Genomic DNA, 14418 nt, shown 5'->3' with positions numbered 1-14418 from the left:
CGCGTACGGTGGCGTTCATCCTGTCCAGGGCCGCTTACTTGCGCTCGGCCGCCGACTTGTCGCGCGCCGCGCGGAACTCCGATTCCGGCGCCCAGTTCGGCCAGCCAGTGGAATTGGCCAGGTCCAATCCCAGCGCATACAGCAGCTCCAGGTCACGCGCCATGCCGGTGAAGGTCCAGGCCGGGTTGAATTCGTCCGACGGCTGGTGGTAGTGCTTCTCGGTGTAAGCCACTTCGTCCGCCATGCCGGCCTGGGTGCCGCCCTCGACCCAGTTCTTGCCCGAGCCGAAGGAAATCGCCGGCACCCCGCGCTTGGCGAACGGGAAGTGGTCGGAACGGAAGAAGTAGCCCGCTTCCGGTTTCGGATCCGGCGAGTACGTCATGTTCCAGCGCTTGGCCTTGGCGGTCAGCTGGTCCAGCAGTTCCAGCTTGGCGCTGCCCGAGATGGTGAAATCGCGTGCCGGCCCCTGCGGGTTCAGGGCGTCCATGTTGATCACCGCCACGGTCGAGGCCAGCGGATACAGGGGATTCGAAGCGTAGTATTCCGAGCCGAGCAGGCCCTTCTCTTCCGCCGTCACCGCCAGGAACACGACGCTGCGCTGCGGCGCCGGCTGCTTGGCGTAGACGCGCGCCAGTTCCAGCATGGCGGCGATGCCGGTGGCATTGTCCACCGCGCCGTTATAGATCTTGTCGCCCTTGGCGTCCGGCTGGCCCACGCCCAGGTGGTCCCAGTGGCCGCTGTAGATCACATATTGCTTCGGCTGTTTGCTGCCTTCGCGGATCGCGACCACGTTCTTCGAGGTGACGACCTGGGAATCGGTGCTGTAGTCGGCCGACAGCTTGACACCTTTCAGCTCGACCGGCTTGAAGTCGCGGCTCTGGGCCTGCTTCTTGGCCGCCTCGAAATCGAGGCCGGCCGCCTTGAACATCGAGGCTGCCAGGTCGCGCTGGACCCAGGCTTCCATCGGCGCGTGCGACTTGCGCGGCTCCTTGCGCACCACGTCGTACATGACGTTGGTATTCGAGTTCTGCACCGTCGGCCAGCCGTAGGAGGCCGGCGCGGTCTCGTGCACGATGATGGTGCCGAGCGCGCCGCGACGCGCCATCTCTTCGTACTTGTAGGTCCAGCGGCCGTAATAGGTCATCGCCTTGCCGCCGAACTCGCCCTGCCCGGTTTCGAAATCCGGATCGTTGATCAGGACCACCGCCAGCTTGCCCTTCAGGTCCACGCCCTTGAAGTCGTCCCACTTGCGTTCCGGCGCGGTGACGCCGTAGCCGACGAAGACCAGCGGCGCGTCCTTGAAGGACACCTGTTTCAGGCCGCTCATCGAGGCGCGCACGGCCATGTCCGGTCCCTGCTTCAGCTCGCGGCTGGCGCCGCCCTGGGTGAGGGTCAGCTTGACCGGCCCCTTGATCTCGAAACGGCCCAGGGGCACGTCCTGGGTCCAGGCGCGCTTGCCGTCCTTCAGGTCGCCGCCCGGCTGCAGGCCGGCCGCCTTGAACTGCTGCACGAGGTAATCGACCGTCCTGGTTTCACCCGCGGTGTTGGGGCCGCGGCCCTCGAATTCGTCCGAGGACAAGGTCTTGACGTCCTGGGCCAGGCGCTTGGGGTCGAAGCGCGGGCCGTCGGCGGCCTGCGCGGCGGTAACCGCAAGGCCCATCAGAACTAGGGTAGCGTATTTCAAACGAGTCTCCATGTCGTAGCGATTAACGGTAATGCCTTCAGCTTGCCGCCGGGTAGGTGTAGGTCGAGCCGACGCCCAGCGGAATGTCCAGCGCCCAGAAGCCGAGCAGGAACGCGGTCCAGCATACCAGCATCGCCACCGAGTACGGCAGCATCAGGGCGATGAGCGTGCCGATGCCGGTCGACTGCACATATTTTCGGCAGAACACGATAATCAAGGGGAAGTAAGGCAGCAGCGGCGTGATGATGTTGGTCGAGGAGTCGCCCACGCGGTAGGCGGCCTGGGTGAAGTCCGGCGAGACGCCGAGCTCCATCAGCATCGGCACCATCACCGAGCCGATCAGCGCCCACTTGGCGGAGGCCGAGCCGATGAACAGGTTGACCGATGCCGTCAGGAGCACGATGCCGGCCAGGGTGACGCCCATCGGGAAGGCCATCTCCTTCAGCCACAAGGCGCCCTTGATCGCCAGCAGCGCGCCCAGGTTCGATTGCCCGAAGGCGAAGATGAACTGCGCGCAGAAGAAGGCCATGACCACGTAGTAGCCCATGCCGCTCATGGCATGGCTCATCCCCTTGACGATGTCGCGGTGGTTCTTCGCGGTGCCGGCGACGTAGCCGTACACCACGCCCGGAATCAGGAAGAAGATGAAGATCAGCGGGACGATCGACTGCATCAGGGGCGCCCCCGCGTGCGTGATCTCGCGCGTGTCCGGCGCGCGCCATGCCGAGCCTTCCGGCACGATCGACCATGCCAGCAGCGCCAGGCTGGCGACCATCGCCAGACCGGCCCAGCGCAAGCCCTTGCGCTCCCGGGGCTGCAAGTCATCCATCTTGGGCAGGTCGGCCGGATCGGCATCGATGGCCGTCGTCTTCTTCAGGCGCGGCTCGATGACTTTATCGGTCAGGAACCAGCCGACGCCGATCACCAGGAACAGCGATGCCGTCGTGAAGTAGAAATTGTTCAGGGGGTTGATGACGATCGCGGCGGCAGCCGGATCGGACGAGAGCCGCGCGGCCACCTGGGTCAGGCCGGCCAGCAGCGGATCGAGGCTGGAGGGCAGGAAGAAGGTGGCCGAGAAGCCGCCGGACACGCCGAAGAAGGCGGCCGAAATGCCGGCCAGCGGATGGCGTCCGGCAGCGTAGAAGATGACGGCCCCCAGCGGGATCACCAGCACGTAGCCGGCATCGACGGCGATGTGGCTCAGCACGCCGACGGCGACCAGCACCGGCGTGAGCAGGCGACGGGGGGTGACGGACAGGATCTTGCGCAGGCCGGCATTGATGAAGCCGGTGTATTCCGCCACGCCCAGGCCCAGCATCGCCACCAGCACCACGCCCAGCGGCGGGAAGGTGACGAAGGTGTTGACCATGCGCGCCGTGAAATCGGTCAGGGCGGTGGGCGCCAGCAGGTTCTTGACCTGGATGGCCTGGCCGGAGCGCGGATCGATCTCGGTAAACACCATGCCCGACATCGCCCAGGACGTGAGCCAGACCACGGCCAGCAGGAGGGCAAACAGGATCGCCGGATCGGGCAGCTTGTTGCCGACCCTTTCGATCAGGTTCAGGATGCGGTTCAGTGCGCCGGTTTTCCCGGCGGGTGCTTGCGTTTGCTTCAGCGTTTGTTCGGCCATTGCTTACCCTAGTGTTCAGGCGACGAAGGTCGTGGTTGAAGAAAAAATTCAGCCGGCGACGCGCTTGAGGACGAACTCCGCGCGCGGCTTGTCATGGCGGTCCAGGCGATAGGTCAGCACGCTGCCATCCTGGCTGAGGCTGACGGTCCAGACATTGGTCTCGGCGCCGGGAACGAGTTTGGCGGTATAGGCATCGGCCAGGAAGGCCTGGGAGCGCGCGCTACCGCCTTCCTTCGCCATGCCGCCGTACATGGTCACCGTATCCGGCGTGCCGTCCGGGTGGCGGTGGTCGTGGCGCAGCTCCAGCCCTGCCGGCGGACGGGTGAAGATCCAGGTGCGCGAGCGGTTTTCGCCGACCTGCACCGGCATCCGTACCGCATCCGCTGTACAGACGACTTCGGTCGAAATGGTCTTGTTGGCGAACTCGCTGTTGGGGTCGATCGCATACGAGAGCGCGCCTTCGAAGCGCTGGCCGCACATGCCTTTCAGCGTGGCCATGAAGCCGTCGCGGGCGTCAAGGGGTGGCGGAGCGGTGGCGCAACCGGCCAGCAGGACGGCGGCGAGAGCGGGAAGCAGAGAGCGCATGGTGGCCTGTTGCTTGTTGGACAAACTGTGAGAGTAGCACAGCAGTCCGGGCCGCAACCAGTCCTCAAGCGCTCAATCTCACCTCGATGCGTTCGATCACCTGGTGCACGTCTTCGGGCGGCACGGGCGGGCTGAAGAAGTAGCCCTGGCCGATATGGCAGCCATGGGCGAGCAGCCAGTTCATCTGCTCCCGGCTTTCCACGCCTTCGGCCACGACCGTCATCTTCAGCGCATTGCCCATGGCGACGATGGCCTGGGTCAGCTTTTCCGCGTTCGGGTCCTGCAGCATGTTCTGGGTGAACGACTGGTCGATCTTCAGGCACTGCAAGGGCAGCTGGCGCAGGTAGCTCAGCGAGGAAAAGCCGGTGCCGAAGTCGTCCAGCGAGGTGGCGACGCCGGCCTTGTTCAGGGCCCGCAGCACGCTGCGGGTCTGGTCGAGCTGGCGCATGAAGCAGGATTCGGTCACCTCGATTTCCAGGGCCGCCGGCGGCACCCCGTATTCCTCCAGCAGTCCGGCCAGGTAGTCCACCAGGTTCGGCGACAGGATGTCCGCGATCGACAGGTTGATCGCGATCGGCAGCTTCGCCAGGCCATGGGACCGCCAGTGGGCCTGCTCGGCAATGGCCCTGCGCATGACCCAGCGATCGATGCGGATGATCTGGTCGCTGTGTTCGGCGATCGGAATGAATGCGTTGGGACTGCTCTGCCCCCGCGTCGGGTGGTTCCAGCGCACCAGCGCCTCCAGGCCGACCACTTTGCGGCTGATCAGGTCCACCTTGGGCTGGAACACCAGCGACAGCTGGTTGCGCTCCACCGCCTCGTCCAGGTCGCGTTCGAGCAGGTAATGGTCGCGCTGGTTGGCCGCCATCGCCAGTTCGAACACCACGCTGCGGCAGCGTCCCTGGGCTTTGGCCTGGTACAGCGCCAGGTCGGCGTGCCGCAGCAGTTCGCTGACCGTACGGCCGTGTCCGGGTGGAATCGCGATGCCGACGGAAATCCCCAGGCGGAAGTGCTGCCCCCGGATGGCGAACGGGGTGGCGACGGCCTGGTGCAGGCGCTCGGCGAAGGTCAGGGCCGTGGCGGCATGCGGATGGGGAATCTGCAACAGCAGCATGAATTCGTCCCCGCCCAGTCGCGCCAGCAGGTCGAATTCGCGCATCACTGCCTTCAGCCTCAGGCTCAATTGTTGCAGTACCAGGTCGCCTGTTTCGTGCCCATAGGTGTCGTTGATCTTCTTGAAGTGGTCGAGGTCCAGCAGCATCAGCGCAGAGTCGTACTGGCTGTCCTCCAGGCGCCGCGAGACCTCGTCCTCCATGGCGCGGCGGTTGTACAGCCCGGTGAGATGGTCATGGTGGGCGCGCCAGTGCAGGGTTTCCCGCATCTTGCGGTTGACCTGCAGCTTGTTCACCTCGCTCAGCATCCGGAGCAGGTTCTGCAGCGCTTCGGCATCGGTCTCCAGCCAGGGATCGGAATGGCCCCGCACCGACTGCTGCCACACGGCGAAGGAGCGCCGCGGCTCCAGGCGCACGCGCCCATCGGGAAGGGAAACGATCTCCTTGACGGGCTCGCCGCCCCAGCGCACCTCGCGCACCACTTCCTGCCGGGTCATGAAGCAGAAGATGATGTCTTCCTCGTAGCGCTGCGCCAGCAACAGGCCCGCCGCCTCCGGCAGGAAGTCCAGCGCATGTTTTTTCGAGCTCAACAGGTCGTCCCACATGCCTTCGTGCGGGCTGCGATCCTGGCTATCCAGGCGCGCCGCCACCTCGTCGAGGATCTGGTGGGTGGAACCCCGCCGCTGTCCCGGTCCGCCGACGCAGGCGAGCGTACCGATCTGCACGCCCATGGTGTTCGCATGGAATGCCTTCAAGAGCCTGGGCATCCACAATTCCAGCAGGTTGGGAATGTCGCCATCCTGGATCAAGGCCTGGTGGAACTCGTTCAGCAAGCCGTCCAGCATCAGGCGATGCTGGACCGCCTCCAGGCGCGACAGGGACTCGATGCGCATGTTGGCGATTTCCGCCAGCAGCTCCGACAGCTGGCGCATGCCTTCCCTGATCTCGAGCGGAGGCGTCCGGGATGATGGTGGTGGCAGGCGATCAGCCCCCACAGTTTGCCGTCGAACACGATCGACAGGGTCAGCGTCGCCCGCACACCCATGTTGCGCAGGTAGACCAGGTGCACCGGGGACAGGCCTCGCAACAGGCAGTGGCTCTGGTCGAGCGCTTCGCCATTGGGCAGTGCGGGAGGCAGCAGCGCATCCATCGAGGCTTCGACATCGGCCAGCACGCGCAGCTTGTTGGTCAGGTAGAGCCGCCTTGCCTGGCTGGGAACGTCGGACGCGGGAAAGCGCAAGCCCAGGTATTTCTGCTGATACTCCGGGGCAGTATGTTCGGCGACGATTTCGCCGCTGCCGTCCGGCAGGAAGCGATAGATCATCACCCGGTCGAAACCGCTGATGCCCTGCATCACCTTCACGCATTCGCGAAAGAATGCCTCGAGACCCTCGGCGCGGCGCAGGCGGGCGATGACCTCTCCGAAATAGGCAAATACCTGGTTCTGCCGCAACAGCTCATCCACACTGCCGTTCAGGGGCAGCCATTCGAGCACCGCCACCCCGCCAACCCGGTGGCCAAGGCATTCCCATTGCGCGATCTGCTGCGCCTGCACGGGGCCGGTCTGCTCGAAGCGGGGGCGCCAGGGCATGGCCGCGGGATGGGTTGCCGGCAGCGCGGCGAGATCGGGCGCATCGGGTCCCGCGGTGGCGGCCACCCAGTCGGAGAGCGGCTGCGAGAGCAGCACAGCGGCGTCCTGCAGCCCGGGCCAGTGGCGCACGATGCCGGCAGAGACCTGGACAATGCAGCGGCTCGCCACGTCCACCGCCATCAGGAAGCCGTAGGACTGTATGGTGCCCAGCAGATGGATCTGCTCCTGTGCGCAGGATTTCTCCAGTTCCGCCGGAATGGTGTCGTCATGCACACCCATGCTCGTCCACCCCTTGCAGGCATGCCGCGCGTCGGCATGGCTACGTCAAAGACATCGGAATTAAGACCTGAGGCAAGACTGCTTGGTTCCAGACCCCGTGCAGCAGCAAGGGCGGCAGGCGGATGCGATAATGCCGCATCGCTCAACCACTGCGGAGAACGCCATGCCCCATATCGCCGGAATCGACCACGTCCAGGTTGCCACGCCCCCGGGCGCCGACGAGGCCGCTCGTGCCTTCTATGGCGGCGTGCTGGGACTGACCGAGATCCCCAAGCCGGCCCCGCTGAATGCCTCGGGCGGCGCGTGGTTCCTGGCCGGCGGCAGCCAGCTGCACATCGGCGGCCAGGCCGGCTTCGTGCCGGCCAAGAAGGCACACCCGGCCTTCGCCGTCGAGGACTTCGAGGACTACTGCGCCCTGCTGCGCGAGCGCGGGGTGGAAGTGCGCGAAGAAGTCCAGGTCAATGGCCGGCGCCGCGCCGGCATCGAAGACCCGTTCGGCAACCGCGTCGAGCTGATCGCGGCCCCGGCGGTGACGAACGGCTGATCATGCCGCCTGCCCCGCGCATCCCGGGGAAATAAAAATTTATGCCGCATGGGTCCGCTGGCCTGCCGCCCCTATAGAATATCCCCATATGGGATATCCGATAGACGCTCAGGTAAGCAGTTTTACCGGTCTCCTGCTCGACGCGGTCTGCGTGGTCGATGCGGAAGGCAGGTTCGTGTTCGTCAGCGCGGCTTGCGAACGCATCTTTGGCTACACCCAACATGAAATGGTGGGCAAGAAAGTGGTCGAGCTGGTGTTCCCTGCGGACCGCGAGCGCACCCTGGCCGCCGCACAGGCCGTCATGGAGGGCCGGTCCCACATTCATTTCGAGAACCGCTACCTGCGCAAGGACGGTGGCATCGTCCACATCATGTGGTCGGCACGCTGGTCGGAAGCCGACCAGGTACGGATAGCGGTCGCCCGCGACATCACCGAACTGAAACAGGCGCAAGCCATGCAGGCAGCCCTGTATGCGCTGTCCGAAGCCGTCCACGCGAGCGACGACCTGCCGGGCCTGTTCCGCTGCAGTCACGAGATCGTCGGCGAGCTGCTGCCCGCAGCCGGGTGCGCGGTGGCCCTGTCCGATGAAGCGGCCGGCGCGGCGCGCTTTGCCTACCGGGCCTGCGCCCCAGGACTCGACGAACCGATGCGCCTCCTGTGCGACGAGGTGCTGGCCAGGCAGGCGCCGCTGCTGCTGGGGCCCTCCGACGAGGCGGACGGCGCGGCGCCGGCGCCGGGCGTATGCATGCTGGCGGTGCCGCTGCGGGCTGCACAGGACACGCTGGGTGTATTCGCCCTGCACAGCGGGAACGATGGCGCCACATACCGCGGCCAGGACCGCAGCCTGCTGATGTTCGTGGCCGACCAGCTTGCCGCCGCCGTCCAGCGCAAGCAGATGCAGGCCCGCCTGCACTTCATGGCGATGCACGACGAGCTCACGCACCTTCCCAACCGGCGCCTGTTCCACGACCGCCTCGCCACGGCGCTCGCACGCGCCCAGCGCCACCATACCAGGCTGGCGCTGCTGTTCATTGACCTGAACCGTTTCAAGCAGGTCAACGACCTGCACGGTCACCTGGCCGGAGACCGCCTGCTGCAAGAAGTCGCGCGCCGCATCGGGGCCTGCATGCGCGACAGCGATACCGTGGCTCGCCTGGGCGGCGACGAATTCGTGGTCCTGCTCGAGGATATCGTCTTGCCGGTGGACGCAGCACCGGTGGCAGACAAGATCGGCCAGGCACTGTCCGTCCCCTTCAACCTGGGCGACGGGCTGGTACTGGCGGTCTCGGCCAGCATCGGGGTCGCCAGTTACCCCGATGACGGCCACACCGTGCAGGAGCTGATGTCGCGTGCAGACCAGGACATGTACGGCGCGAAGCGGTCGCGGGCCGGTGTGCCTGCGGCGGCCATTCAGGATTGAACGGCGACCTGCCGCTTCCGGATATCAGGGCGGAAGCGGCGCGAAGATCGCCTGCAGCTCATCCACGCCGATGGCGGGCGCCAGGCCGCCATCGGCCTCCAGCAAGCCCTTCGCCAGCGCCCCCTTGCGACGCTGCATGTCCTGGATTTTTTCTTCGACGGTACCGCGGGCGATCAGCTTGTAGACGAACACCGGCTGCTCCTGGCCGATGCGCCAGGCGCGGTCGGTGGCCTGATTTTCGCTGGCCGGGTTCCACCACGGATCGTAGTGGATGACCGTATCGGCAGCCGTCAGGTTGAGCCCGACGCCGCCCGCCTTCAGGCTGATCAGGAATACCCCCGCCTGGCCCTGCTGGAAGGCGGCGACCGGCGCGCTGCGGTCTTCCGTGTCGCCGGTGAGCATCACGAACTCGACTGAACGTGCACGCAATTCTTCCGCGATCAGGGCGAGCATGCTGGTGAACTGGGAGAACACCAGGATCTTGCGCCCCTCGCTCAGCAAGGTCTCCAGCAATTCGAGCAGCACGCCCAGCTTCGCCGAGTCGGCCCGTCCTCCTGCGATCTTGAGCAGGCGCGGATCGCAGCACACCTGGCGCAGCTTGAGCAAGGCGTCCAGGATCACGATCTGGCTGCGCGCAAATCCCTTGCGGTCGATCTCGTCGCGCACCTTGCGATCCATCGCCAGCCGCACGGTTTCATAGAGATCACGCTGGGCCACACCGAACTCGACCGGCAGCACGATCTCCGTCTTGGGGGGCAGCTCGGTCGCCACCTTGTCCTTGGTACGCCGTAACATGAACGGCCTGACACGCCGCGCCAGCAGGTCCCTGCGCAAGCTGTCACCCTGCTGTTCGATCGGCTTGCGGAACGCCGCGTTGAAGGCTTTCTCCTCACCCAGCAATCCCGGCATCAGAAAATGAAACTGCGACCACAATTCGCCCAGGTGATTCTGGACCGGCGTTCCGGTCAGGCACAAGCGATGTCTTGCCTCGATCAGGCGGGCACTCTGGGCCGCCTTGGAGCGACTGTTCTTGATGTACTGCGCCTCGTCCAGGATCAACAGATGGTAGCGATGCCGGCGCAGCGCTTCCTCGTCGCGCGCCAGCAGCGGGTAAGTGGTGAGCACCAGGTCGGCGCCGGCGATCCGGTCGAACTGCGCCGAACGCTCCTTGCCGTGCAGGAGAAGCACTTGCAATCCCGGTGCGAACCTGGCGGCTTCCGCCTGCCAGTTGCCCATCAGGCTGGTGGGCGCCACCACCAGCGCCGGGGCATCGAGCCGGCCGGCTTCCTTCTCGGCCAGGATGTGGGCAAGGGTCTGGATCGTCTTGCCGAGTCCCATGTCGTCGGCCAGGATGCCGCCGAAGCCGTACTCGCGCAAGAACTGCATCCAGGACAGACCCGTCTGCTGATAGGGGCGTAGCGTCGCCTGCAGGCCGGCGGGGGAATCGACTTGCCGGATTCCCTTGAAGTCCTCCAGCTTCCGGCCCAGCTCGCGCAGGCGCTCGCCGCCCATCCAGCGCAGCTGTGCCACCTCGTCCAGCTCGGCCAGGCGCGCGGCGTCCATGACGGGCAGGCGCAGCGCCTCCCCGATGCGATCGCTGAAATACAACTCGCCCAGGGTGGCGAGAATGGGCTTGACACGGCTCCATGGCAAGGCGACGCGGGTGAAGTCCGACAGCTCGACCACAAGTGCGCCGTCGTCGTCGCGGGCCGCCAGCGCAGCGGCGTCGAACTCCCGGGGCGCCTCGCGAATCATTTCCAGCAGCAGGGGCAGCAGCGAATGGCGCCGGCCATCGACCAGCACGCCGAGTTCGAGCGCAAACCAGGCGCCTGCACCCTCGCCTTCCTCGTTCAGTTCCGCGTACCACTCCTGCACTTCCAGCAGTTCGTAGCGGTAGTTGCCGCCAAACTCGATCTCCCAGCCGGCCGCGCGCAGGCGCATCACGCCATGCCGGGCGAAGTCCACCCATGCCGCCTCGGCCGGCAGCACCAGCGCGCCGGGATAGTCCGCCAGCACCGATTGCGCATCCGGCGCGGCGAAGCCGAGCTCGGCAAGCATGGCCTGCGCCGCGGCTTCCGCCTGCACATTGCGCTCGATGAGTTCGACAACGCCATCCTCGATCCTGCGCAGCTCGGTCTCCCCCTCTTCGGCCGGCATGCCGTCGTAGTGAAAGAACAGCATGGCATGGTCATGCCAGTGCAGCCTGCCGCGCGCGCTCGCTCCCAGGCTGTCCAGCACCAGCAAGGGCGTCGGCAGGAGATCGGCGCGCCGGTGGGTCTGCAGCGCTTGCGGCGGCGGCAGGATGCGGTCCAGTCCCAGCGCCACGAAACGCTCGGCCATGGGAGCGCGCTGCTCCGGCGCCAGGCGAGGCGCCGCATCGACCAGTTTCTGCAGCGCCCCCGGCGGCAGCGCCGCGAGCGCAGCGGGCGGCACGAGTTCGCCCAGCAGGCCATCCTTGAAGTAGCGCATCGGTTCGGTCGCCAGGACGTGGCCCACCGCGCTGCCATCCGCGCATCGCCAGCTCAGCTCGACCGATCCATCCTCGTCGTTCGGATGCCAGCACAATTGCGCACCGCATTGCGGTCCCGGCCGGACCAGGAGCAGGTCGCCGCGCCTGATGCTCGCGCTCGATTCCGCCCACCACAGCCTGCCTTCGGCACACAACTGATCGAGCAAGCGCGCGCCCAGTCTGCCAGCCGGCCTGGCTGCTTCGAGGTAACGGCGTCCCGCATGCAAGCCAGCGATCAAGCGGATCGGCTCTTCGTCCTCGGCCGCGACATAGGCAGGTCTGGTGGCGAGAAGGGGATACGTCTCGTTCTGGATGGTGGCGCCGCCGATGCTGCCGTCCTTGCGCAGGCGCGCCCGGCACAGGTGCAGGCGCGGCATGCCGGCGCCGTGTTCGGGGGCCAGGACGTAGATGAGCCGCTCTTTCGGCGCTGGCGGCGGGCCGGACTGCACACAGGACTGCAACATGGCGAATTGCTGCAGCCATTGCTCGGCCACTGGCGGCAAGCCGCTACGCGCGCCGGCCTTGCGCTGTTCCAGGCCATGCAGCAGCACGGCGACGACATGCTTGCAGTCGCCTCCCACCGGACAGCTGCAATCGCTGTCGAAGCTGATGCCGTGGCGGCCGGCTTCGACGTAGATTGTTTGCTCGTAGACATTGTTGTGGCTACCCTCGACCTCGCCCGTGATCATCCTGTCGAAGAAGTCGACATCGACAACCATGCCCTGGCGGGCATAGCGCTCGCCACGCGCGAAGGTGGCCGAGTCGAACTGGCGGACAATGTCCTCGAGGGTGTAATGCATGGGAAATCAGCTGACAATGCGTAGACGACCTGCATTATCGCCGATGGGCGCGGCCATGCAAGCGGCCGCGCCGTTCCCAGGATTACCAGAAGATTACGCGGTCCTTCGGCTCCAGGTACATCTTGTCGCCCGGCTTGACGTCGAAGGCTTCGTAGAAGCCCGGGTGGTTGCGCAGGCTGCCGTTGACGCGGAATTCCGACGGCGAGTGCGGATCCGACTTGACCTGCGAGATCAGGGCCGCGTCGCGCGCCTTGCCCTTGCGTGCCTGCGACAGGCCCATGAAGATGCGCTGCTCGGCGGTGAAGCCGTCGATCACCGGACCGGGCTTGCCCTTCAGGTAGATCTTGTAGGCGCGGCTGGCCATGATGGCGCCGGCGTTGTCGGCGATGTTCTCGCCCAGGGTCAGTTCGCCGTTCAGGTGGTAGCCCGGCAGCGGGCTGTAGCCGGCGTACTGCGACACCAGCACCTTGCCGCGTGCCGCGAACTGCTTCGCATCTTCCTCGGTCCACCAGTTGCGCAGGTTGCCGTCGCCGTCGTACTGCGAACCCTTGTCATCGAAGGCGTGGCTGATCTCGTGGCCGATCGAGATGCCGACCGAGCCGTAGTTGACCGCCGGTTCGGCGTTGGCGTCGTACAGCGGGTACTGCAGGCGCGCGGCCGGGAACACGACTTCGTTCAGGGTCGGGCTGTAGTAGGCGTTGACGGTCTGCGGCGACATGCTCCAGACACTGCGGTCGACCGGCTTGCCGAGGCGGTTCATCATGTAGTCATGGCCGAACTCGCGCGAGCGCATCACGTTGCCGACCAGGTCCCCGCGCACGATCTTCAGACCCGAGTAGTCGCGCCACTTGTCCGGGTAGCCGATCTTGACGTTGATCTTCGAGAGCTTGGTGTGGGCCTGCTTCTTGGTTTCCGGCGACATCCATTCCAGCTGGTCGATGCCTTCGCCGAAGGCGGTGATGAAGTTCTTCGCCATGTCCAGCACCTGCTGCTTGCGCTCCGGCGGGAAATGCTGGGCCACGTAGGCCTTGCCCACCACTTCGCTCAGGTTGCGGTTGATCTCGGCGATCGCGCGCTTCTCGACCGGGCGGTTGGCGGTGGCGCCGCCCAGCACGCCGCCGCGGAAGGCGAAGCCCTCGTCGACGAAAGGCTGCGACAGGTAAGGCGCATAGGCGCTCAGCAGGCGGAATTCGAAGTAGGACTTCCAGGTGTCCAGCGGCGTCGCGGCGATCAGCTTGTCGAGCGCGGCCACATAGCTGGGCTGGCTGACGATCACGGCATCGACCTTGCCGGCCGCGCCCACGCCCTTCAGGTAGGCGTCCCAGTCGATGCCGGGGGCCAGGGTGCGCAGCTGGGCCAGGGTGTGCTTGTTGTAGCGCTTGACCGGGTCGCGGTTCTCCACCGCGCTCCACTGCGAGCGCGCGATCTCGGTTTCCAGCGCCACGATCCGGGCAGCCTTGGCGTCGGCGTCCTGGTGACCGGCCAGTGCCAGCATCTTGCCGATGTGCGCCTGGTACTTGGTGCGGATGTCCTTCAGGCGCGCTTCGTCCTGCAGGTAGTAGTCGCGGTTCGGCATGCCCAGGCCCGACTGCGAGATGCCCATGATGTAGCGGGTCGAATCCTTGTTGTCCTGGCCGACGCCCATGCCGAGCGGGCCGCCGACGTCGATGCGGTCGAAGCGCGCCATCAGGGCGGCCAGCTCGCGCTTGTCCTTCAGCGCATCGATGCGGGCGCGTTCCGCCTTGAGCGGCGCCAGGCCGAGTTCATTGCGGCGCTTCTCGTCCACGTAGCTGGTGTAGAAGTCGCCCATCTTCTGGGCTTCCGAGCCGGCCTTGGCGTTCTTCTGGCTTGCTGCTTCGCCGATGATGGCGCTGACCTGCTGCTCGACGCGCTCCTGCGCGATGCTGAAGGCGCTCCAGCTGGAACGGTCCGACGGAATGTCGACGTCCTTCAGCCATTTGCCCTGGGTATAGCGGAAGAAGTCGTCCTGTGCGCGCACGCCGGTGTCCATCGCGGCGACGTCGATGCCGGATGCGGCTGCGGCGGCTGCCGCCGATGGCGCCACGGTGTTGGGCGTCGCCGGCGCTTCGTACGCGCCGGCTTGGGACGCCACCGCGAACAGGCCCGCGATCAAGGTGCTGCACAGGCTAGGTTTCATCTCTCTCTCTCCAGATTTCCAGATTGTTGGTGTTGGGAACCGAACGATCCTAATCGAACTGGAGGAGCAATGCCAAGGCCATTTTTGTATGCATGTTGTTTAAGAA

At 66.0% G+C, this 14418-nt stretch carries 9 protein-coding genes; 2 read left to right on the top strand and 7 right to left on the bottom strand.

Annotated features, from left to right (window positions below; genetic code table 11):
* Window positions 1–34 precede the first annotated feature (34 nt).
* The 5 genes from FG94_RS00255 to FG94_RS00235 all read right to left on the bottom strand — a co-directional run bounded on the left by FG94_RS00255 (window position 35) and on the right by FG94_RS00235 (window position 6875).
* A complete protein-coding gene (locus FG94_RS00255; protein ID WP_307188109.1) occupies window positions 35–1684 on the bottom strand; it encodes a M28 family metallopeptidase in 1650 nt (549 codons plus the stop codon).
* Between the two features lie 37 nt (window positions 1685–1721).
* Window positions 1722–3314 carry an AbgT family transporter gene (locus FG94_RS00250; RefSeq protein WP_036205661.1) on the bottom strand — a complete coding sequence of 531 codons (1593 nt, stop codon included), beginning with the start codon at window positions 3312–3314 and terminating at the stop codon, window positions 1722–1724.
* A 48-nt stretch (window positions 3315–3362) separates the two neighbouring features.
* Window positions 3363–3899, bottom strand: coding sequence for a hypothetical protein (locus FG94_RS00245; protein ID WP_036205711.1), 537 nt, complete (start codon window positions 3897–3899; stop codon window positions 3363–3365).
* Between the two features lie 64 nt (window positions 3900–3963).
* Window positions 3964–5943 carry a bifunctional diguanylate cyclase/phosphodiesterase gene (locus FG94_RS00240; RefSeq protein WP_051995911.1) on the bottom strand — a complete coding sequence of 660 codons (1980 nt, stop codon included), beginning with the start codon at window positions 5941–5943 and terminating at the stop codon, window positions 3964–3966.
* The gene (locus FG94_RS00235; protein WP_161783923.1) at window positions 5856–6875 is read right to left on the bottom strand and encodes a GAF domain-containing protein; all 1020 of its coding nucleotides are present in this window, start codon (window positions 6873–6875) and stop codon (window positions 5856–5858) included. Before FG94_RS00235 ends, FG94_RS00240 begins: the two co-directional genes overlap by 88 nt.
* Before the next feature lie 169 nt (window positions 6876–7044).
* Here FG94_RS00235 and FG94_RS00230 point away from each other — a divergent pair, with 169 nt between their 5' ends.
* Window positions 7045–7425, top strand: coding sequence for a VOC family protein (locus tag FG94_RS00230; protein WP_027864223.1), 381 nt, complete (start codon window positions 7045–7047; stop codon window positions 7423–7425).
* Between the two features lie 88 nt (window positions 7426–7513).
* On the top strand, window positions 7514–8845 hold the full coding sequence (locus FG94_RS00225; RefSeq protein WP_036205656.1) for a diguanylate cyclase domain-containing protein: 1332 nt from the start codon (window positions 7514–7516) through the stop codon (window positions 8843–8845).
* Window positions 8846–8869: 24 nt separating this feature from the next.
* On the opposite strand, the gene FG94_RS00220 is transcribed toward FG94_RS00225, so the two are convergent.
* Entirely contained in the window at window positions 8870–12154 is a 3285-nt protein-coding gene (locus FG94_RS00220; protein ID WP_036205654.1) for a DEAD/DEAH box helicase, read from the bottom strand.
* Between the two features lie 82 nt (window positions 12155–12236).
* Window positions 12237–14312: a M13 family metallopeptidase gene (locus FG94_RS00215; protein ID WP_036205653.1), complete on the bottom strand. Its 2076-nt coding sequence runs from the start codon at window positions 14310–14312 to the stop codon at window positions 12237–12239.
* Window positions 14313–14418: the final 106 nt, after the last annotated feature.

Origin of the sequence: Massilia sp. LC238 (assembly GCF_000735635.1) — a bacterium.
In the GTDB taxonomy this organism is placed as follows: Bacteria; Pseudomonadota; Gammaproteobacteria; order Burkholderiales; family Burkholderiaceae_D; genus Telluria; species Telluria varians.
Note: the sequence above shows the minus strand (reverse complement) of the source record. Positions and strands in the feature narration are given on the sequence as shown.

What these genes read in the sequence shown, in the direction of transcription:
- FG94_RS00220 (WP_036205654.1), bottom strand. Translation starts at nt 12,154, where the DNA reads ATGCATTACACCCTCGAGGACATTGTCCGCCAGTTCGACTCGGCCACC.
- FG94_RS00225 (WP_036205656.1), top strand. Translation starts at nt 7,514, where the DNA reads ATGGGATATCCGATAGACGCTCAGGTAAGCAGTTTTACCGGTCTCCTG.
- FG94_RS00250 (WP_036205661.1), bottom strand. Translation starts at nt 3,314, where the DNA reads ATGGCCGAACAAACGCTGAAGCAAACGCAAGCACCCGCCGGGAAAACC.
- FG94_RS00240 (WP_051995911.1), bottom strand. Translation starts at nt 5,943, where the DNA reads ATGCGCCAGCTGTCGGAGCTGCTGGCGGAAATCGCCAACATGCGCATC.
- FG94_RS00230 (WP_027864223.1), top strand. Translation starts at nt 7,045, where the DNA reads ATGCCCCATATCGCCGGAATCGACCACGTCCAGGTTGCCACGCCCCCG.
- FG94_RS00215 (WP_036205653.1), bottom strand. Translation starts at nt 14,312, where the DNA reads ATGAAACCTAGCCTGTGCAGCACCTTGATCGCGGGCCTGTTCGCGGTG.
- FG94_RS00245 (WP_036205711.1), bottom strand. Translation starts at nt 3,899, where the DNA reads ATGCGCTCTCTGCTTCCCGCTCTCGCCGCCGTCCTGCTGGCCGGTTGC.